The organism is Kluyvera intermedia, from assembly GCF_021440345.1.
Lineage (GTDB): Bacteria > Pseudomonadota > Gammaproteobacteria > Enterobacterales > Enterobacteriaceae > Kluyvera > Kluyvera intermedia_A.
Window position 1 is genome coordinate 18486 of the sequence record NZ_JAKCNS010000006.1, and the last position, 21890, is coordinate 40375.

17 protein-coding genes and 1 other annotated feature are annotated in these 21890 nt (G+C 55.0%); of the genes, 11 read left to right on the forward strand and 6 right to left on the reverse strand.

Annotated elements, in window-relative coordinates; translation table 11 throughout:
• Positions 1-198: 198 nt before the first annotated feature.
• Positions 199-3345 carry a multidrug efflux RND transporter permease subunit AcrB gene (acrB, locus tag LZ634_RS01300; protein WP_234501940.1) on the reverse strand — a complete coding sequence of 1049 codons (3147 nt, stop codon included), beginning with the start codon at positions 3343-3345 and terminating at the stop codon, positions 199-201.
• A 22-nt stretch (positions 3346-3367) separates the two neighbouring features.
• Positions 3368-4564, reverse strand: a complete 1197-nt coding sequence (gene acrA, locus LZ634_RS01305; protein WP_234501941.1) for a multidrug efflux RND transporter periplasmic adaptor subunit AcrA — start codon at positions 4562-4564, stop codon at positions 3368-3370.
• 142 nt (positions 4565-4706) lie between these two features.
• Between acrA and acrR the strand changes: the two genes are divergently transcribed.
• Positions 4707-5351 carry a multidrug efflux transporter transcriptional repressor AcrR gene (gene acrR, locus LZ634_RS01310; protein WP_234501942.1) on the forward strand — a complete coding sequence of 215 codons (645 nt, stop codon included), beginning with the start codon at positions 4707-4709 and terminating at the stop codon, positions 5349-5351.
• A gap of 126 nt (positions 5352-5477) precedes the next feature.
• Positions 5478-8828, forward strand: a complete 3351-nt coding sequence (gene mscK / locus LZ634_RS01315; RefSeq protein WP_234501943.1) for a mechanosensitive channel MscK — start codon at positions 5478-5480, stop codon at positions 8826-8828.
• 31 nt (positions 8829-8859) lie between these two features.
• Here the strand turns inward: mscK and LZ634_RS01320 are convergent, their stop codons facing one another.
• From LZ634_RS01320 to priC, 3 genes are all read right to left on the reverse strand, one after another.
• Positions 8860-9771, reverse strand: a complete 912-nt coding sequence (locus LZ634_RS01320; protein WP_265178847.1) for an Rpn family recombination-promoting nuclease/putative transposase — start codon at positions 9769-9771, stop codon at positions 8860-8862.
• An 83-nt stretch (positions 9772-9854) separates the two neighbouring features.
• Positions 9855-10013, reverse strand: a complete 159-nt coding sequence (gene rsmS / locus LZ634_RS01325) for a pleiotropic regulatory protein RsmS (protein WP_234501944.1) — start codon at positions 10011-10013, stop codon at positions 9855-9857.
• Positions 10014-10025: 12 nt separating this feature from the next.
• Positions 10026-10553, reverse strand: coding sequence for a primosomal replication protein N'' (gene priC / locus LZ634_RS01330; protein WP_234501945.1), 528 nt, complete (start codon positions 10551-10553; stop codon positions 10026-10028).
• 67 nt (positions 10554-10620) lie between these two features.
• Between priC and LZ634_RS01335 the strand changes: the two genes are divergently transcribed.
• The 9 genes from LZ634_RS01335 (at position 10621) to LZ634_RS01375 (ending at position 20084) form a co-directional block, all read left to right on the forward strand.
• Positions 10621-10998, forward strand: coding sequence for a DUF454 family protein (locus tag LZ634_RS01335; protein WP_234501946.1), 378 nt, complete (start codon positions 10621-10623; stop codon positions 10996-10998).
• Between the two features lie 149 nt (positions 10999-11147).
• Entirely contained in the window at positions 11148-11699 is a 552-nt protein-coding gene (gene apt / locus LZ634_RS01340) for an adenine phosphoribosyltransferase (protein ID WP_234501947.1), read from the forward strand.
• 92 nt (positions 11700-11791) lie between these two features.
• On the forward strand, positions 11792-13723 hold the full coding sequence (gene dnaX / locus LZ634_RS01345) for a DNA polymerase III subunit gamma/tau (RefSeq protein ID WP_234501948.1): 1932 nt from the start codon (positions 11792-11794) through the stop codon (positions 13721-13723).
• Positions 13053-13117: a sequence feature (DnaX frameshifting element), on the forward strand. (Overlaps the previous gene by 65 nt.)
• Positions 13724-13780: 57 nt before the next feature.
• A complete protein-coding gene (locus LZ634_RS01350; protein WP_052283815.1) occupies positions 13781-14113 on the forward strand; it encodes a YbaB/EbfC family nucleoid-associated protein in 333 nt (110 codons plus the stop codon).
• Entirely contained in the window at positions 14113-14718 is a 606-nt protein-coding gene (recR, locus tag LZ634_RS01355) for a recombination mediator RecR (protein ID WP_052283814.1), read from the forward strand. Before LZ634_RS01350 ends, recR begins: the two co-directional genes overlap by 1 nt.
• 108 nt (positions 14719-14826) lie before the next feature.
• Positions 14827-16701 carry a molecular chaperone HtpG gene (htpG, locus tag LZ634_RS01360; RefSeq protein WP_234501949.1) on the forward strand — a complete coding sequence of 625 codons (1875 nt, stop codon included), beginning with the start codon at positions 14827-14829 and terminating at the stop codon, positions 16699-16701.
• 216 nt (positions 16702-16917) lie between these two features.
• Complete coding sequence (adk, locus tag LZ634_RS01365; RefSeq protein ID WP_234501950.1) at positions 16918-17562, forward strand: adenylate kinase; 645 nt, start codon at positions 16918-16920, stop codon at positions 17560-17562.
• Between the two features lie 191 nt (positions 17563-17753).
• Positions 17754-18716 (forward strand): ferrochelatase, encoded by a 963-nt coding sequence (gene hemH, locus LZ634_RS01370; RefSeq protein WP_234501951.1) that lies wholly within the window; start codon positions 17754-17756, stop codon positions 18714-18716.
• A gap of 63 nt (positions 18717-18779) precedes the next feature.
• A complete protein-coding gene (locus LZ634_RS01375; protein WP_234502027.1) occupies positions 18780-20084 on the forward strand; it encodes an inosine/guanosine kinase in 1305 nt (434 codons plus the stop codon).
• A gap of 49 nt (positions 20085-20133) precedes the next feature.
• Here the strand turns inward: LZ634_RS01375 and ybaL are convergent, their stop codons facing one another.
• Complete coding sequence (gene ybaL / locus LZ634_RS01380; RefSeq protein WP_234501952.1) at positions 20134-21810, reverse strand: YbaL family putative K(+) efflux transporter; 1677 nt, start codon at positions 21808-21810, stop codon at positions 20134-20136.
• Between the last annotated feature and the right edge of the window lie 80 nt (positions 21811-21890).

Consider the following 21890-nt stretch of genomic DNA (forward strand, 5'->3'; position numbering starts at 1 on the left):
AAGCTTATTCAAAATAAACTGAAGATAAATCTCAATTTCCGATTTTATCAGGTTCCGTTATTTTTAATATTAATCACCAAAACAATATCACACTTTTTTATGATTGATTAAAAAATGCGCTTAATGTTTATCCATCGTTTAATCGGTTGACGGGATAAAAAAAGGGCCGCTTGCGCGGCCCTTTGGGATTAAAAATTTTTAGTGATGCTCAACTTTATGGTTGTGCTCAATGTCTTCGCTCTTACGGCTAAAGCGGCGACGTACGACCACAAAGAACACCGGTACAAAGAAGATTGCCAGAACCGTTGCTGTCACCATCCCGCCCATTACGCCAGTACCTACGGCGTTCTGTGCACCGGAGCCTGCACCGGTACTGATAACCAGCGGCATAACGCCGAGGATAAATGCCAGTGAGGTCATCAGGATTGGACGCAGACGCATACGAACTGCTTCCAGCGTTGCCTCAATCAGGCCTTTACCTTCTTTATCCATCAGGTCTTTGGCGAATTCAACAATCAAGATGGCGTTCTTCGCCGAGAGCCCGATGGTGGTCAACAGACCCACCTGGAAGTACACGTCGTTGGTCAGGCCACGGAAGGTGGCGGCTAACAGCGCACCAACAACCCCCAGTGGAACCACCAGCATAACGGAGAACGGAATCGACCAGCTCTCGTACAGCGCTGCCAGACACAAGAACACCACAATCAGTGAAATCGCGTACAGGGCAGGGGCCTGGTTACCGGAGAGACGTTCCTGATAGGACATCCCCGTCCAGTCATAGCCCACGCCGGTCGGCAGTTTACCCGCCAGCTCTTCCATCAGGTTCATCGCTTCACCGGTACTCTTACCCGGTGCAGCCTGACCAAGGATTTCCATCGATGGCAGACCGTTGTAACGTTCCAGACGTGGTGAACCGTATTCCCAGCGCGAGGTCGAGAAGGCTGAGAATGGCACCATCTGACCGTTGCTGCCGCGAACGTACCAGTTACCGATATCTTCCGGCAGCATACGGTATTTCGCTTCGGACATCAGGTACACCTTCTTCACACGACCGCGGTCGATGAAGTCGTTGACGTAGCTACCGCCCCAGGCCGTGCCCAGCGTGGTATTGATGTCGCTGATGGAAACGCCCAGCGCCTGTGCTTTTTCCTGATCGATATCGACTTTGAACTGCGGCGTATCTTCCAGACCGTTAGGACGAACGCCGGTCAGCACGTCAGGGTGCTGGGCAATCATACCGAACAGCTGGTTACGCGCCTGCGTCAGCTTCTCATGGCCCAAACCGGCCTGGTCAATCAGCTGGAAGTCGAAGCCGGTTGCGGTACCCAGTTCAACGATAGCTGGCAGGTTAAAGGCGAACACCATCGCATCTTTAATCTGCGAGAAGTAACCCATCGCGCGGCCGGTAATCGCTTCAACTTTGTTTTCGTCGCCTGGACGCTGGCTCCAGTCTTTCAGAGAAACGAAGGCGATACCGGTGTTCTGGCCACGACCCGCGAAGCCAAAGCCGTTAACGGCGAAGACGGACTCAACGTTGTCTTTCTCTTTGGTGAGATAGTAGTTAGTCATCTCATCCAGCACTTTCTGCGTACGCTCCTGGGTCGCACCGGCAGGCAACTGCGCCATGCTGAGGAATACGCCCTGGTCTTCGTCCGGCAGGAACGAGCTTGGCAGACGCACAAACAGGAACGCCATGCCGACCACGATGATTAAATAAAGCAGCAGATAACGACCGGTGCTGCGCAGGATGTTACCTACGCTGTCGGTGTAGTGGTGCGTGCTCTTATCAAACATGCGGTTAAACCAACCAAAGAAGCCGGTGGTTGCACCGTGGCTGCCTTTCTGAATTGGCTTGAGCATGGTGGCGCACAGCGCCGGCGTCAGAATCAACGCTACCAGTACGGACAGCGCCATCGCGGAAACGATAGTGATGGAGAACTGGCGGTAGATTGCCCCGGTGGAGCCACCGAAGAAGGCCATCGGGATAAATACCGCTGACAGAACCATCGCGATACCGACCAGGGCGCCCTGAATCTGGCCCATGGACTTACGCGTCGCTTCTTTTGGTGGCAGACCCTCTTCGGCCATCACACGCTCAACGTTCTCGACCACCACGATGGCGTCATCCACCAACAGGCCGATGGCGAGCACCATCCCGAACATCGTTAGGGTGTTTATCGAGAACCCGAAGGCGGCAAGTACCGCAAAGGTCCCCAGCAATACTACCGGCACGGCGATAGTTGGAATCAACGTCGCACGGAAGTTTTGCAGGAACAGGTACATGACCAGGAACACCAGGATAATCGCTTCAACCAGCGTTTTCACCACTTCGTGAATCGAGATCTTAACGAATGGCGTGGTGTCGTACGGGTAAACAATTTTCAGGCCTGATGGGAAGAACGGCTCCATCTTGGCCAGTTCAGCACGGATCGCGTTAGCGGTATCCAGGGCGTTAGCGCCGGTTGCCAGTTTAATCCCCAGACCGGAAGCCGGCTGGCCGTTAAACTTAGCGATAACGTCATAGTTTTCACCGCCCAGCTCAACCTTCGCGACATCGCGCAGGCGAACCTGGGAACCATCCTGATTCACTTTCAGCAGGATGTTGCTGAACTCATCAACGTTGGTCAGACGCGTCTGCGCCACGATAGAAGCGTTCAGCTGTTGGCCTTTAACCGGCGGAGTACCGCCTAACTGACCTGCTGCAACCTGGGCGTTCTGTGCTTTCAGCGCGCTGATAACATCGACCGGCGTGAGCTGGAAGTTGTTCAGTTTGTTCGGGTCCATCCAGATACGCATCGCGTACTGGGAACCAAACAGCTGAACGTCACCGACGCCGCTGGTACGGCTAATCGCATCCTTCATGTTGGCGGCGACGTAGTCAGAAATGTCATCCTGGTTCATGGTGCCGTTGGTGTTGATAACACCGACAACCATCAGGAAGCTGCTGGAAGCCTTCTCAACGCTGATACCCTGCTGCTGAACTTCCTGCGGCAGAAGCGGCGTTGCCAGTGCGAGTTTGTTCTGCACCTGAACCTGAGCGATATCCGGATCGGTACCGGATTCGAAGGTCAGGGTAATGGTTGCAGTACCGGTGGAGTCGCCGTTGGAGGACATGTACATCAGGTGATCGATACCGTTCATGTTCTGTTCGATAACCTGAGTTACTGTGTTCTGCACCGTTTCGGCGTCAGCACCGGGGTACATGGCTGTTATCGAAATTGCAGGCGGCGCAATCGTCGGATATTGCGCTACCGGCAACTTGAGGATCGATAGCCCCCCAGCCAGCATGATAATAATGGCGATCACCCACGCAAATATGGGGCGATCGATAAAGAAATTAGGCATGTCTTAACGGCTCCTGTTTAAGTTAAGACTTGGTTTGTTCTGACGGAGCTGCACCAGCTGCGGCCGGCTGTTTAGCGTCAGAAGTGACTTCCTGGGCTTTAACCTGCGCGCCCGGCTTCACTTTTTGCAGACCGGTGATAATCACGCGATCGCCATCTTTCAAACCATCAGTCACCAGCCACTTATCGCCAATGGCCTGTGTTGCAACGATCTGGCGGGTTTCGACTTTATCGCCTTCACCTACCACCAGCGCAGTCGCATCGCCACGTGGCGTACGAGTTACACCCTGTTGTGGCACCAGCAATGCGTTCGGGTTAGTCCCTTCTTCCAGACGTGCGCGGACAAACATCCCCGGCAGCAATGTGTGATCTGGGTTCGGGAAGACCGCGCGCAGCGTGATAGAACCGGTGGTCTGATCAACGGTGACGTCAGAGAATTCTAAGGTGCCGCTCTGCGGATATTTGATGCCGTCGTTGGTCACCAGATCCACTTTCGCTTTGCCGTTTTCCTGCTTCAGCTTGCCGTCCATCAGCTCTTGCTTCAGACGTAAAAAGTCGTTGCTGGATTGGGTCACGTCAACGTAGATAGGATCTAACTGCTGAACGGTTGCCAGTGCGGTAGCCTGGCCGTTTTGCACCAGCGCACCTTCGGTTACGTTGGATTTACCAATGCGTCCGCTGATAGGCGAAGTCACTTTGGTATACGCCAGGTTAATGCGAGCGGTTTCAACGGCGGCTTTCGCGGCCAGCACGGCTGCGTTAGCCTGCTGGGCGTCGGCGACAGCGGTATCATAATCCTGACGGCTGATGTACTGGGTGCCGAGCAGTTTTGAATAGCGGTTAACGGTCAATTTCGCGATATTGGCGGCGGCCTGGGCTTTCGCTAAATCGCCTTTCGCGCTTTCATAAGACGCCTGATAGGTGGCTGGATCAATCTGATAGAGCGACTCGCCCGCGGTGATGTCGCCACCTTCGGTAAAGTTACGCTTCAGAATAATACCGCTGACCTGCGGACGAACTTCCGCTACGCGGAATGCGTTTGTGCGGCCGGGTAATTCCGTCGTGATTACAAGAGGTTCAGATTTGAGCGTCACTACGCCGACTTCTGGCGCGTGTTGGGCTCCTTGCTGAGCTGGTTTGTCGTCACATCCTGTTAGCGCTAAGCTGCCTGAGAGCATCAGAACGACCGCCAGAGGCGTTAACCCTCTGTTTTTGTTCATATGTAAACCTCGAGTGTCCGATTTCAAATTGATCAATGGAGCAAACGTCCACAAACCCATTGTTGCGTTTGTATTATCGTCATACTATGGTACATACATTCATAAATGTATGTAAATCTAACCTCTGTAAATTCACCGACCTATGGCACGAAAAACCAAAGAACAAGCGCGAGAAACGCGTCAACACATCCTGGATGTTGCCCTACGGTTGTTCTCACAGCAGGGGGTATCATCCACTTCACTGGCCGAGATTGCAAAAGCGGCCGGGGTGACGCGCGGTGCCATTTACTGGCACTTTAAGGATAAGTCGGATCTCTTTAACGAAATCTGGGCGTTATCAGAATCCAGCATCAGCGATCTTGAAATTGAGTATCGGGTAAAATTCCCGGACGATCCACTCTCAGTTTTAAGGGAAATCCTTGTTTACATCCTGGAAGCAACCGTGGTTGAAGAACGCCGACGCTTGATGATGGAGATTATCTTTCACAAGTGTGAGTTTGTCGGTGAAATGGCGGTAGTGCAACAGGCACAGCATAATTTATGTATAGAAAGTTACGATAGAATTGAACAGGCGTTAAATGACTGTGTGATGGCAAAAGCATTACCGGCCAATTTATTAAGTCGTCGGGCGGCCATTCTGACTCGCAGCTATATTTCCGGGCTGATGGAAAACTGGCTGTCGACGCCGACTCTGTTTGACCTGCGGGCTGAAGCGCGGGCCTATGTGGCGATTTTAATCGAAATGTACCAATTTTGCCCAACGCTACGCGGGGAAATGGATACATAACGCCTGAGAAATTACCTGGAAGAATCCTGGGCTCTCTGGCTATTCGACCGTTGTCTTAAGTGCTATTCTGCGCCGGTAATTCTCTCCGGCTCGCTACCGGCTTTAACCACTACTCGTGTTCACATTATGCTGCATAACATCCGCCCACGGGCTACGATCTCTGCATTTTTCATTGTCGCTGTTTGCTTTCTCTTTTCTATTGCCGCGGTGCAAGCTCGCGCGCTAAGTAATACTGATATTCCTGACCGCGCTGATGTTCAGGATCAGCTTAATGCCCTTAATAATAAGAAAGACCTGACGCCGCAGGATAAGCTGGTGGTGCAGGATCTCAGCGAAACCCTCCAGCTGCTGGATAAAATCGACCGCGTGAAGGATGAATCCACACAGCTGCAAAAGCAGATGGATCAAGCGCCAGCTAAGCTGCGTCAGGCGACCGAGAATCTGAATGCGCTGAGCGATGTTGATAATGATGACGAAACGCGCAAGACGCTGAGTACGCTGTCGCTCCGTCAATTGGAAGCGCGCGTGTCGCAGGCAGTTGATGACCTACAAAATGCGCAAAACGATCTGGCCACCTACAACAGTCAACTGGTGTCGCTGCAAACGCAGCCGGAACGCGTGCAGAACGCCATGAATTCGGCCTCGCAGCAGCTGTTGCAGGTGCGTAATAGCCTGAACGGTACCACCGTCGGCGATACGCTGCGGCCAACTCAGCAGACGATGATGCAGGTGCAAAAAACGCTGCTTGATGCCGAAATCGACTTCCAGCGTAAAAGCCTTGCCGGCAACACGGTGCTACAGGATACCCTGCAGAAACAGCGTGATTACGTGACCGCATACAGCACCCGCCTCGAACACCAACTTCAGCTGCTGCAAGAAGCGGTTAACAGCAAGCGTCTGCTGCTGTCGGAAAAAACCGCCGCGGAAACCGCTTCGCCGGAAGAAACCGCGCGTATCCAGGGGAACCCGCTGGTTAAACAGGAGCTGGAAATTAACCACCAGCTGAGCCAGAAGCTGATTACCGCCACCGAAAGCGGCAACCAGCTGGTGCAGCAAAATATCCGGGTCAAAACCTGGCTTGATCGTGCGCTGCAGTCAGAGAGTAATATCAAAGAGCAAATTGCGGTCCTCAAAGGCAGTTTGCTGCTTTCGCGTATTCTCTACCAGCAGCAGCAGACGCTGCCGTCGGCTGACGAGCTGGAAGATATGACCACGCGCATTGCCGACCTGCGGCTGGAACAGTTTGAAATTAACCAGCAGCGCGATGCCCTGTTCCAGAGCGATGAGTTTGTCGCCAAACTGGAAGAGGGGCACAGCAGCGAAGTGGATAGCGAAGTTCACGATGCGCTGCTGCAGGTTGTCGATGCACGGCGTGAAATGCTCGACCTCATCAACAAACAGCTCGGCAACCAGCTGATGATGGCCATCAATCTGCAGATTAATCAGCAGCAGTTGATGAGCGTGTCGAAAAGCCTCAAATCTATTCTGACCCAGCAAATTTTCTGGGTGAACAGCAACAGACCGATGGACTGGGACTGGATTAAATCCTTCCCGGGCGCGCTGAAAGACCAGTTTAAGGCGATGAAAATCACCGTGAACTGGGAAAAAGCGTGGCCTGCGGTGTTTATTGCTTTTCTCGCCGGTCTACCGCTGCTGTTGATTGCTGGTTTGATTCGCTGGCGGCTGCAGTGGCTGCGTGATTATCAGAATAAATTGGGCGATCAGGTCGGCAACTTGCGTAATGACAGCCAGCTGCATACCCCGAAAGCGATTTTAATCGACCTTATCCGCGCTCTGCCGGTGGTGCTGCTGATTCTGGCCATTGGCCTTATTCTGCTGACGATGCAGCTGAATATCAGCGGTCTGCTGTGGGCATTTTGTAAAAAGCTGGCCATTTTCTGGCTGGTCTTTGGCCTGTGCTGGAAGGTGCTGGAAAAAAATGGCGTGGCCGTGCGCCACTTCAATATGCCGGAACAGCTGACCAGCCACTGGCGGCGTCAGATTGTTCGTATCAGCCTCGCGCTGCTGCCGCTGCACTTCTGGTCCGTGGTGTCTGAGCTTTCGCCGCTGAACCTGATGGATGACGTGCTGGGTCAGTTCGTGATTCTGCTGAACCTGCTGGTTATCGCCATTCTGGCGTGGCCGATGTGTCGTGAAAGCTGGCGGGACAAAGAGTCGCACAGCCTGCGCCTGCTGACCGTCACGGTGCTGTCGCTGGTTCCGGTAGGGCTGATGGTGCTGACTGCAACGGGCTACTTCTATACTACGCTGCGTCTTTCCGGCCGCTGGATTGAAACCGTTTATCTGGTTATTTTCTGGAACCTGCTGTATCAAACCGTGCTGCGTGGCCTGAGCGTTGCTGCCCGCCGCATCGCCTATCGCCGTGCGGTGGCCCGCCGGCAAAATATGGTGAAGGAGGGCGCCGAAGGGGCCGAGCCGCAGGAAGAGCCAACTATCGCACTGGAGCAAATCAACCAGCAGACGCTGCGTATCACCATGCTGGTGATGGTGGCGCTGTTTGGCGTGGTGTTCTGGGCTATTTGGTCCGATTTGATCACCGTGTTTAGCTACCTCGACAGCATCACGCTATGGCATTACAGCGTTACCGAGGCTGGCGCCAGCGTAGTGAAAAACGTCACCATGGGCAGCCTGCTGTTTGCGATTATCGCGTCGATGGTGGCCTGGGCGCTGATTCGCAACTTACCGGGTCTGCTGGAAGTGCTGGTGCTCTCGCGGCTGAATATGCGCCAGGGGGCCTCCTACGCGATTACGCAGATCCTCAACTACGTCATTCTGGCTGTCGGGGCGATGACCGTCTTTGGCTCGCTTGGCGTGTCGTGGGATAAGCTGCAGTGGCTGGCCGCCGCGCTGTCCGTTGGTCTTGGTTTTGGCTTGCAGGAAATTTTCGGTAACTTCGTGTCCGGCCTGATTATTCTGTTTGAGCGTCCGGTGCGTATTGGTGATACCGTGACCATCGGCACCTTCTCAGGGACGGTCAGTAAGATCCGTATTCGTGCGACCACCATTACCGATTTTGACCGTAAAGAGGTCATTATCCCGAACAAGGCCTTCGTCACCGAGCGCCTGATCAACTGGTCGCTCAGCGATACCATTACCCGCGTGGTTATCCGCCTCGGCGTGGCCTATGGTTCGGATCTGGATAAAGTGAAAGCGGTTCTACTGCAGGCGGCGACCAGCCATCCAAAAGTGATGCACGATCCGGAGCCGTCGGTCTTCTTCACCACCTTCGGCGCCAGCACGCTGGATCACGAATTGCGTCTGTACGTCCGCGAGCTGCGCGATCGTAGCTACACCGTAGATGAACTGAACCGCACCATCGATCGTCTGTGTCGTGAAAACGACATCAACATTGCCTTTAACCAGCTGGAAGTCCATCTGCATAATGAGAAGGGTGATGAAGTGACGGAAGTGAAGCGGGACAATAAAAATGACGGCACGCCGCTCATTGCGGATTAACGGAAAAAGGGCGACATTATGTCGCCCTTTTTTATTCGGCCTGAATGGCGAGATCATCGGCGGTTAAGCCGGTCAACTGGGTTATCAGAGTGACTGAGAGCCCGGCGTTTAACATGTTACGCGCAATCTTAACGGCCTCTTCCCGGCGACCAAGCGCTTCGCCTTGCTCAATCCCTTGTTTTCGCCCTTTTTCGGCGAGCCATTCTGCAATTGTCATTAGCTGCTCCCTATGCTGTGGTGAATATTCCGCGAGTTTGGCGATGAGTTGTTCCGGCTGCTGCGTGCCGCCCGCCTGCAGCATATAGTGAATCAGCGCCGCTAACTGTGGCGCAGTTAACCAATTTTCTATCAGCAGCGCCCCCAGGCGGTCGAGTAACGTCGCGAGATCGCGCTGACGTATATGTTTAAACAATAGCTCCAGCATCGCCATGCGTCGGTGGGTCATGATCTCATCGTCGGCAATCACGGTGATATCCACCAGCGGAAAATCGTGCGTATACAGTTGAGCGGCAAGAGCCGGGTCGGCAAACAGGGTGGTCCAGTTCAGGCGATAGGGCCAGGGGCTGGCGCAACCGTGATAAAAAAGCAGCGGGATCACCAGCGGCAATGTCTCGTGGCCGGCATCGAGATGGCGCTGCATGGCGGCGATGGCATAGCGCATCAGGCGAAAGGCCATCAATTTATCCGTGGAGCTTTGGTGTTCAATTAATACGTAGATATAGCCTGGTCCATCACGGGTTTGCAGTGCGTAGAGAATATCGGAGTAGCTGGCACGTAGATCCTCTTCAACAAAACTGCCTGAAGTCAGTTGCAGCGTTTCCAGATCGCAAAGTGCTAAGAGGTCAGCGGGAAGGTGGGCTTCCAGAAAATCGCGGGCGATCGCCGTATGGTGTAAAAACTGCTTAAAAATGGCGTCGTGCGGGGTCGCCGAGAAAATTTTCATGATAATCCGTCATCGCCTTTTCCATACGGTGACGGAAAATTTGCCATAGACGATGACGGCGAGGTAGCTGGCAATTGCGTATTTTACGAGGCATTTCCCGCATTTTTTAGCTTGTTCACATAATCTTGCCGCACCATTTCCAGCGCGCTTAGCACAATTTCCGGGGCGATCTGATTGCTCTCCAGCAGCTCGATAAGGTCGACCGCCAGTTTGACGTCATCCGGGGCGTTTTCCAGCGACATAGCTTCTCCTTGTTAGCGCGTCATCCGCGCGAGCACTCGTTCAATTTCCTGTAGCGCCTGCTGGCAGCGCGCAATACGGCCGTCAAAAGCGGTAATTTCGCGTGCCAGGCGCTGCTGATCATCTAGCGTGGTGGCCTGCTGATACTGCTGCTGGCGCTGTTGCTTCATTTCCAGCAGACGACGTTCAAAATCCTGTGTTTCCAGTCGTTTACGCTGCCAGCGGCGTAGTCCGGGTGACGCGCTGTCCCATACTCGCAGTGACCAGGACTCACTTTCGCGACTGATTGCTTCAATCTGCGCCGCCAGATGTTCAGCAAGCCAGGCAACCTGCGGCAGCTGCTGCTGTTCAGCGGCGTGTTTGAGCTCCTGAAAATTCGCCTGTGCTTCGTCAAGATAGGCCTGCATTTGCGTGCTGCGGGTGCGAAAAAGCTGGCGGTCGAAACGGGCACTCAGAGTGGCGTGCGTGGCCTGCGGTGCGATACGCGTCTGCAACCGGGCGAGCTGTTGTTCCAGCGTTTGTAAAAGCAGGGCCGTTTTCACCAGGTTCTCCGTGTTAATCTTATCGACTATGCTACATTAGCAAACTCATTTGATAACGATTCGCATTATGCAGCGTACTATTCTAATCATTATTGGCTGGCTGGCGGTAGCCCTTGGCACCCTTGGCGTGGTTTTACCGCTGCTGCCGACGACGCCGTTTATTCTGCTGGCCGCGTGGTGCTTTGCTCGATCGTCGCCGAGATTCCATGACTGGCTGCTCTACCGTTCGTGGTTTGGCAGCTATTTGCGCCACTGGCAGCGCTATAAAGCGATGCCGCCGGGGGCGAAACCGCGGGCGATTGCGCTGATTTTACTGACGTTTGGCATCTCGCTTTGGCTGGTTGATATGCTTTGGGTTCGCCTGCTTTTGCTGGTGATTCTCTGCGCACTGCTGATTTTCATGTGGCGAATCCCGGTGATTGATGCAGAACAACAAAAGTCGTGAACCGCATTAATGGTGTTGCAATTCTACGGGCTAGCCAGTAAATTCTGGCGTTTTCGAGCACAGGCGCGCCCGGTTAAAATTTAAGCATTCGACATTTTTAACCCGTTTTGCTCGCCTTGAGTAACACTGTTTTAATTAGGCACAAACCTATGACCGCTACTGCACAGCAGCTTGAATATCTGAAGAACAGCATCCAGAGCATCCAGGATTATCCAAAACCTGGCATTCTTTTCCGTGATGTCACCAGCTTACTGGAAGACCCGAAAGCCTATGCGCTCAGCATTGAATTGCTGGTTGAGAAGTACAAAGATGCCGGCATCACCAAAGTGGTGGGTACCGAAGCACGTGGCTTCCTGTTCGGTGCGCCGGTGGCGCTGGCGATGGGCGTAGGTTTTATCCCGGTACGTAAGCCGCGCAAACTGCCGCGTGAAACCATCGCCGAAAGCTACGAGCTGGAATATGGCACCGATCAGCTGGAAATCCATGTTGATGCGATTAAAGCCGGCGATAAAGTGCTGGTAGTTGACGACCTGCTGGCAACCGGCGGGACTATCGAAGCGACGGTGAAGCTGATTCGTCGTCTGGGTGGTGAAGTGCACGATGCGGCATTCATCATCAACCTGTTCGATCTCGGTGGCGAACAGCGCCTGGAAAAACAGGGCATCACCAGCTATAGCCTGGTGAATTTCCCGGGTCACTAAGCATTTCCCGATACATAGCCTCGCCGATCTGGCGGGGCTGTGATAGCATTACCCCTTCCAGAATCCACCTTCCAGCGTTTCAGAGCCAGCCAATGAGTTATCAGGTCTTAGCCCGAAAATGGCGCCCACAAACCTTTGCTGACGTCGTCGGCCAGGAACATGTGCTGACCGCACTGGCGAACGGCTTATCGTTAGGGCGCATTCATCACGCATATCTTTTTTCCGGCACCCGCGGTGTGGGGAAAACGTCTATCGCCCGTTTACTGGCGAAAGGACTCAATTGCGAAACCGGCATTACCGCGACGCCGTGCGGCGTGTGCGATAACTGCCGTGAAATCGAACAGGGCCGCTTTGTCGATCTGATTGAGATCGATGCCGCCTCGCGTACCAAAGTTGAAGATACCCGCGATCTGCTGGACAACGTCCAGTATGCGCCGGCGCGCGGCCGCTTTAAGGTCTATCTGATCGATGAAGTGCACATGCTTTCCCGTCACAGCTTTAATGCTTTGCTAAAGACGCTGGAAGAGCCGCCTGCGCACGTTAAATTCCTGCTGGCAACCACCGATCCGCAAAAGCTGCCGGTGACGATTTTGTCGCGCTGCCTGCAGTTCCACCTGAAGGCGCTGGACGTTGAACAGATCCGCCATCAACTGGAGCATATTCTTGACGAAGAGCATATCAGCCACGAACCACGGGCCCTGCAATTGCTGGCCCGTGCGGCGGACGGCAGCCTCCGTGATGCGCTGAGCCTGACCGATCAGGCGATTGCTAGCGGTGAAGGCCAGCTCACCACAACATCAGTAAGCGAAATGCTCGGCACGCTTGACGACGATCAGGCGCTGTCGCTGATTGAAGCGCTGGTCGCGGCCAACGGTGAGCGCGTCATGGAACTGGTCAACGATGCCGCGCTGCGCGGCGTTGACTGGGAAGCGCTGTTAGTCGAAATGCAAAGCCTGCTGCACCGTATTGCGATGGTTCAGCTATCGCCTGCGGCATTGGGCAGCGATATGGCGGCGATTGAACAACGCATGCGTAATCTGGCGCGGACGGTACCGCCGACCGACGTTCAGCTTTACTACCAGACGCTGCTGATTGGCCGTAAAGAATTGCCGTATGCTCCGGATCGCCGCATGGGCATTGAGATGACGCTGCTGCGCGCGCTGGCATTCCACCCGAATGCGCCGCTACCCGAGCCGCAAGCGCCGCCGCAGACCTTTGCGCCGGTCAGCGCCCCGGTGACGCAACAGCCGCCATCGATGCCAACTTCTGCCCCCGTGACGCCGCCACCGTCGGCTTCACTCCCTGATTCGACCAATCAGGTGTTGGCCGCACGTCGCCAGCTACAGCAGGGCAGTCAGGGAGCAACCCAACCAAAAAAGAGTGAACCGGCAGCCGCTTCCCGCGCGCGGCCGGTGAATAACGCTGCGCTGGAAAGACTGGCATCGGTATCCGAGCGCGTTCAGGCGCGTCCGGCTTCATCGGCGCAAACTCAGCCTGCGGCGAAGAAAGAGGCCTATCGCTGGAAAGCGACGACGCCTGCCGCAGAGGTGAAAAAAGAGGAAGTCGCCACGCCGAAGGCGCTAAAGAAAGCGCTGGAGCACGAAAAGACGCCTGAATTGGCGCAGAAGCTGATGGCAGAAGCCATTGAGCGCGACGAGTGGGCAGCGCAGGTCAGCCAGATGGCGCTGCCGAAGCTGGTTGAGCAGGTCGCGCTGAACGCGTGGAAAGAACAAGATGGTCAAACGGTGTGCCTGCATCTGCGTCCGACGCAGCGGCATCTGAATTCGCCCGGTGCGCTACAGAAGTTGACCGAAGCGATGAGCACTTTATACGGTGCGCCTGTTGAATTGACCATCGTGGAAGATGATAATCCGGCGGTGCGTACGCCGCTGGAGTGGCGACAGGCCATTTACGAAGAGAAGCTTGCGCAGGCGCGCGAGTCGATTATCGCGGATAATAACATTCAGACCCTGCGTCGATTCTTCGATGCGGATTTGGATGAAGAGAGTATTCGCCCCATTTGATTGTGAGCCCGGCTCACGATTGTCATCCTTTAACGTGACTTATTGAGAGAGAAGCCTATGTTTGGTGGTAAAGGCGGTCTGGGTAACCTGATGAAACAGGCCCAGCAGATGCAAGACAAAATGCAGAAAATGCAGGAAGAAATCGCTCAGCTGGAAGTGACCGGCGAGTCTGGCGCAGGTCTGGTTAAAGTGACCATCAACGGCGCGCATAACTGCCGTCGCGTTGAAATCGACCCAAGCCTGCTGGAAGACGACAAAGACATGCTGGAAGATCTGGTGGCTGCGGCCTTCAACGATGCAGCACGTCGTATCGACGAAACGCAGAAAGAGAAAATGGCTTCCGTTTCCTCCGGTATGCAGCTGCCGCCAGGCTTTAAGATGCCATTCTGATGCAAACCAGTCCGCTGTTAACTCAGCTGATGGAAGCACTGCGCTGTCTGCCGGGTGTTGGCCCGAAGTCAGCGCAGCGCATGGCGTTTACCCTGCTGCAGCGTGACCGCAGCGGCGGAATGCGTCTGGCGCAGGCATTAACCCGTGCGATGTCGGAAATCGGCCACTGCGCCGATTGCCGCACCTTCACCGAGCAGGAGGTGTGCAACATCTGCTCGAACCCGCGTCGCCAGGAGAACGGCCAGATTTGCGTGGTGGAGAGTCCTGCGGACATCTACGCCATTGAGCAAACCGGGCAATTCTCTGGCCGCTACTTCGTGCTGATGGGGCACCTCTCGCCGCTGGACGGCATTGGCCCGGACGATATCGGACTTGACCGACTTGAGCAGCGTCTGGAAACGGAGCAGCTTACCGAGGTTATCCTCGCCACCAACCCGACGGTGGAAGGGGAGGCGACCGCTAACTATATCGCCGAACTGTGCGCGCAGGCAGGCGTCGAAGCCAGCCGTATCGCCCACGGCGTGCCGGTTGGCGGTGAGCTGGAGATGGTCGATGGCACCACGCTGTCGCACTCGCTGGCCGGGCGTCATAAGATTCGTTTTTAATCAATCGAGAGCAGGATTTACTGCTCTCGCTTGAAATCCTTCCTACCCATCCCCATTTTCCTCTCATCGCTTTTTTTTACCTTGTAATCAGCATTGAGGTATTTTGCAATGAAAGGACAAGAAACCCGTGGCTTTCAGTCAGAAGTAAAACAACTTCTGCATCTGATGATCCATTCTCTGTATTCCAATAAAGAAATCTTCCTGCGTGAGCTTATCTCTAACGCATCGGATGCGGCGGACAAACTGCGTTTTCGCGCGCTGTCGACGCCGGATCTGTATGAAGGTGACGGCGAACTGCGCGTCCGCGTCTCCTTCGATAAAGATAAGCGTACGTTGACCATTGCCGATAACGGCATTGGTATGAACCGCGACGAAGTTATCGATCACCTCGGGACGATCGCTAAGTCCGGTACCAAGGCGTTCCTCGAGTCCATGGGCTCCGACCAGGCTAAAGATAGCCAGCTTATCGGCCAGTTCGGCGTGGGCTTCTACTCGGCGTTTATCGTGGCGGATAAAGTCACCGTGCGCACCCGTGCGGCGGGCGACAAGCCAGAAAACGGCGTGTTCTGGGAATCCGAAGGCGAGGGTGAATACACCGTTGCCGATATCACCAAAGCGGATCGCGGTACCGAAATTACCCTGCACCTGCGCGAAGGCGAGGACGATTTCCTCGACGACTGGCGCGTGCGCTCCGTTATCAGCAAATATTCCGACCATATCGCACTGCCGGTAGAGATTGAAAAACAGGAAGAGAAAGACGGTGAAACCATCGTTTCCTGGGAGAAAATCAACAAGGCGCAGGCGCTGTGGACGCGTAATAAAGCTGAGCTTAACGACGACGAATACAAAGAGTTCTACAAGCACATCGCCCATGACTTTACCGATCCGCTGACCTGGAGCCACAACCGTGTGGAAGGTAAGCAGGAGTACACCAGCCTGCTGTACATTCCATCGCAGGCGCCGTGGGACATGTGGAACCGCGATCACAAGCACGGCCTGAAGCTGTACGTGCAGCGCGTGTTCATCATGGATGACGCTGAACAGTTCATGCCGAACTACCTGCGTTTCGTTCGTGGCCTGATAGATTCCAACGATCTGCCGCTGAACGTGTCCCGTGAAATTCTGCAGGACAGCACCGTCACCCGTAACCTGCGTAATGCGCTGACCAAGCGTGTACTGCAGATGCTGGACAAACTGGCCAAAGACGATGCCGAGAAATATCTGACCTTCTGGAAACAGTTCGGTCTGGTACTGAAAGAAGGCCCGGCGGAAGACAACGGCAACCAGGAAGCAATTGCTAAATTGCTGCGCTTTGCGTCGACGCATACCGACTCTTCTGAGCAGACCGTGTCGCTTGCCGACTACGTTTCGCGCATGAAGGAAGGGCAGGAGAAAATTTACTACATCACCGCCGACAGCTATGCCGCGGCGAAGAGCAGCCCGCACCTCGAGCTGCTGCGTAAGAAAGGCATCGAAGTACTGCTGCTTTCTGACCGCATCGATGAGTGGATGATGAACTACCTGACCGAGTTCGACGGCAAGGTGTTCCAGTCCGTAGCCAAAGCCGATGAATCTATCGACAAGCTGGCGGACGACGTTGACGAAAGCGCGAAAGAAGCTGAAAAAGCGCTGACGCCGTTCGTTGAGCGCGTGAAAACGCTGCTGGGCGATCGCGTGAAAGAGGTGCGTCTGACTCACCGTCTGACCGACACCCCGGCTATCGTGACCACCGATGCGGACGACATGAGCACCCAGATGGCAAAACTGTTTGCCGCTGCGGGCCAGGCTGCGCCGGAAGTGAAGTACATCTTTGAACTGAACCCGGATCACGTGCTGGTAAAACGCACCGCCGATACTCAGGACGAAGGGCAGTTTAAAGAGTGGGTTGAGCTGTTGCTCGATCAGGCGCTGTTCGCCGAGCGCGGTACGCTGGAAGATCCTAACCAGTTTATTCGCCGCATGAACCAGCTGCTGGTGTCGTAAGTCTTATCCTCACCCTCTCCCTGGCAGGGGGAGGAAACTGGCCTCGCGCGGGTTTCCTTCCTCTGCCAGTGGAAGAGGGTATCAAACCCCCTTCTCGCTAAAATATCGTACCGTTAACCGTTTCAGCCGACCCTCCTTCCTTGAGCCATCGCCGTTCTGGTGGTATCGTTTAGCGCTTTTTTTATAATATTGACAACCTTTGAGGGGATTTTCGCAATGCGTATCATTCTGCTTGGCGCTCCGGGCGCGGGGAAAGGAACTCAGGCACAGTTCATCATGGAGAAATATGGCATTCCGCAAATTTCCACCGGTGACATGCTGCGTGCCGCGGTGAAATCCGGCAGCGAGCTGGGCAAACAAGCTAAAGACATCATGGACGCGGGCAAACTGGTTACTGATGAACTGGTTATCGCGCTGGTGAAAGAGCGTATCTCCCAGGAAGACTGCCGTAACGGTTTCCTGCTGGACGGCTTCCCGCGTACTATTCCGCAGGCTGACGCCATGAAAGAAGCGGGTATCAACGTTGACTACGTTCTGGAATTCGATGTTCCTGATGAACTGATCGTTGACCGCATCATCGGTCGTCGCGTTCACGCGGCATCCGGCCGTGTTTACCACATCAAATTCAACCCGCCTAAGGTTGAAGGCAAAGATGATGTGACCGGCGAAGAGCTGAGCACCCGTAAAGACGATCAGGAAGAAACCGTGCGTAAACGTCTGGTTGAATACCATCAGATGACTGCACCGCTTATCGGTTACTACTCCAAAGAAGCGCAGGCGGGTAACACCAAGTACGCGAAAGTTGACGGCACCAAAGCCGTAGCCGACGTACGCGCTGAACTGGCGAAAATCCTCGGTTAATGTTTCTCGCCATTCTGCATGTTCCGTGCCGAATGGCGGCGTAAACGCCTTATCAGGCCTACCGATTATCCGGTAGGCCTGATAAATGCAGTACCATCAGACACATTCTCACCTTACCTCTCACAGCAATTAGTTTTTCTTCCCCCTTTTCCGCTACAATTATCAACAATTTGAATCGATAAGAGGCGGTAATGCATCATAAGAAACCCGGTATTCTGCTGGTTAACCTCGGCACCCCTGACGCGCCGACACCGGGCGCAATAAAACGTTACCTGCTGCAATTTCTTAGCGACCGACGCGTTGTCGATACCCCGCGACTGCTGTGGTGGCCGCTGCTGCGCGGCGTGATCCTGCCCATTCGCGCCCCACGCGTGGCGAAACTGTATCAATCCGTGTGGATGGAAGAAGGTTCACCGCTGATGGTATACAGCCGTCGACAGCAGCGCGCGCTGGCGGCACGCCTGCCTGATGTTCCGGTGGTGCTAGGCATGAGCTATGGCACGCCGTCGCTGCAAAGCGCGGTGGATGAGCTGTTAGCGCAGGGCGTTGACCAACTGATCGTTCTGCCGCTCTATCCTCAGTACTCTTGTTCTACCGTTGCGGCGGTATGGGATGAGCTGGCACGTATCCTGGCGACCAAGCGCGCGATCCCCAGCGTGTCGTTTATTCGTGACTATGCGACCAACCACGACTACATTCAGGCGCTGGCCGCCAGCGCACGCGCCTCGTTTGAACGCCACGGCGAACCGGAAGTGCTGCTGCTTTCCTATCACGGCATTCCCCAGCGCTACGCCAATGAAGGCGATGACTACCCGCAGCGCTGCCGCGACACCACCCGCGAACTGGTTTCTGCGTTAGGCATCTCACCCGATAGAGTGATGATGACCTATCAATCGCGCTTTGGCCGCGAGCCGTGGCTGACGCCCTACACCGACGAGACGCTGAAAATGCTCGGTGAAAAAGGGGGGAAACATATTCAGGTAATGTGCCCTGGCTTCTCCGCGGATTGTCTGGAAACGCTGGAGGAAATTGCGGTACAGAACCGCGAAGTGTTCCTCGAGGCGGGCGGGCTGAAATATGAGTACATTCCGGCGCTCAACGACGATGACGCGCATATTACGATGATGGCCAACCTGACCGCATCGTATCGCTAATCGCAAGCAGGCGGGGGAGTGTGCTACTATTCTCCGCCTGTTAACGGCCACTCAAAAATCACCATGAAATTTCCCGGTAAACGCAAATCCAAACACTATTTCCCGGTGGACGCTCGCGATCCGCTGTTAAAACAGATCCAGCCTGAGAGCGAAACCAGCGTCTCGTGGGTGGTCGGTATTGACCATACGCTGGTGGATATCGAAGCCAAAGTCGATGATGCGTTTATCGCACGCTATGGCCTGAGCGCCGGGCACTCACTGGTGATTGAAGATGACGTGGCGGAAGCGCTGTATCAGGAGCTGGTGCGTGAAAATCTGATTACCCACCAGTTTGCCGGCGGGACGATTGGCAACACGATGCACAATTACTCGGTGCTGGCGGATGACCGCTCGGTGCTGCTCGGCGTGATGTGCAGCAATATCGAAATTGGCGGCTACGCCTATCGTTACCTGTGTAACACCTCCAGCCGTACGGACCTCAACTATCTGCAGGGCGTTGATGGGCCGATTGGCCGCTGCTTCACCCTGATTGGCGATGCCGGAGAGCGCACCTTTGCCATCAGCCCTGGTCACATGAATAAGCTGCGTCCGGAGAGTATCCCTGAATCCGTTATCGCCGGGGCTTCTGCGCTGGTGCTGACGTCTTATCTGGTGCGCTGCAAACCGGGCGAACCGATGCCGGATGCCACCATGCAGGCGATTGCCTACGCCAAAAAATACGACGTGCCGGTGGTGCTGACGCTGGGGACTAAGTTCGTTATCGCCGACAGCCCGGAGTGGTGGCAGAGCTTTATCAAAGAGCACGTGTCGATTCTGGCGATGAATGAAGAAGAGGCTGAAGCGCTCACCGGATTGAGCGACCCGCTGCAGGCTGGAGATAAAGCGCTGGATTGGGTCGATCTGGTGCTGTGCACCGCCGGACCAACCGGGCTGTATATGGCGGGCTTCACCGAAAATGATGCCAAACGGAAAACGCAGCATCCGCTGCTGCCGGGCGCCATTGCCGAATTTAACCAGTACGAATTCAGCCGCGCGGTACGGTATAAAGATTGTCAGGATCCGCTGCGCATCTATTCTCACATTGCGCCGTTTATGGGCGGGCCTGAGAAGATTATGAACACCAACGGCGCCGGTGACGGCGCGCTGGCGGCGCTGCTGCACGATATTACCGCCAACGCCTACCACCGTTCGAATGTGCCCAACTCCAGCAAACATCAGCACAGCTGGTTGACCTATTCGTCGCTGGCGCAGGTCTGTAAGTATGCGAACCGGGTGAGCTATCAGGTATTGAACCAGCATTCACCGCGCCTGACGCGTGGGCTGCCGGAGAAAGAAGATAGCCTCGAAGAGGCGTACTGGGAGCGCTAATCAGATAGCCGATATAACAGCGGGGGCCAATGGCCCCCGCTTTTTTTAACTACCCGCTCACCGCCTCTTTCAGCGGCGGCTCACTCAGCAGTCCCAGCATGGTTTTGGCAATCTCGCGCTCGCCCATTACCACTTCATTCGCGCCACGCTCGCTGATATAGGCGACTTCGTCGTCGTAATGCGCACGGGCGATAATCTCGAGGTGCGGACACTTCTCGCGGGCGCTGGCCACAATTTCCCCGGCTTCGTAGCCGTTAGGAATGGTCAGCAGCAGCCAGCGGGCGCAGTCGAGGTGCGCGAGATTCATAATCTCTTCATTGGCGGCATTGCCCAGCACGGCGCGAATGCCGCGCTCGCGCAGCTCGTCCACGCGGGTACGCGAGGTTTCAATCACCACCAGCGGGATACCCTGAGCCATTAATTTCTCGCCCAGCAGGCTTCCTACGCGGCCATAACCGACCAACAGCGCATGGTTGCAGATATCCACCGGGATCTGTTTTTCGTCTTCCATCGCCTCTTCCAGCGTTTGCTCTTCCAGCGTTTCGGTCTTCTCGAGGTATTTTTCGAGCACAGAGAACAGCACCGGATTCAGCATAATGGAGAGGATCGCGCCTGCCAGCACCAGATTTTGCCCAGACTGTGGCAGCAGGCCCAGCGCCATTCCAAGGCCGGCGAGGATAAAGGCAAATTCACCAATCTGCGCGAGGCTGGTAGCGATGGTTAGCGCGGTGCGCTGCGAGTGGCCAAACAGACGCACCAGCCCGAATGCCGCCAAAGACTTACCGAAGATAATGATGGCCAGCGTCGCCAGTACGGCCAGCGGCTGTTCAATCAGGACCAGCGGGTCAAACAGCATGCCGACGGAGACAAAGAACAGCACCGCAAATGCATCACGCAGCGGTAGCGTATCGTGAGCGGCGCGATAGCTTAGTTCGGACTCGTTTAGCACCATCCCAGCGAAGAAGGCTCCGAGCGCGAAGGAGACGTCGAACAGTTCAACGGCGCCAAAGGCGATGCCCAGCGCCAGCGCCAGGACCGAGAGGGTAAACAGTTCGCGAGAGCCGGTCGCGGCGCTGCGTGAGAGGATCCACGGCACCAGACGGCGACCGACCAGCATCATGATGGCAATAAACGCCACAACTTTACCAATCGTAATGGCCATATCCATTGCCAGCGAGGCAAGGCCAACATTCTCTTTTTCCATCATTCCGGCAACGGCTGGCAGCAGAACCAGCGTTAGCACCATCACCAGATCTTCGACAATAAGCCAGCCGATGGCGATTTGCCCCCGCTGGCTATCAATAAGCTGACGTTCTTCCAGGGCACGCAGCAGCACCACGGTACTGGCGGTAGAAAGACATAAACCAAAGACGATACCGGTCATTATTGACCAGCCTAAGAAGGTGGAGAGCAGCATCCCCAGTAGGGTGGCGACGGCGATTTGGGCTATCGCTCCGGGGATGGCTATCGACTTTACCGCCATCAGATCCTTGAGCGAGAAATGGAGACCCACGCCAAACATCAGCAGAATAACGCCCAGTTCTGCCAGTTCCGGCGCAAGCTTAGTGTCAGCGACAAATCCTGGAGTAAATGGTCCGGCCAGCACGCCCGCTAATAAATAACCCACCAGTGGTGAAATTCTTAACTTATTGGCAATCATGCCAAGGAAAAAAGCGAGCACAAGGCCACCAACAATGGTGGTGATAAGCGGTGTGGCGTGATGCATTCCGTCTCCTTTCGTCGTGATGCGTGGTTCCATTTTTGGTGCAGAGTGTCAAAACAACCTGAAAACCAAAAAGCCTGGTA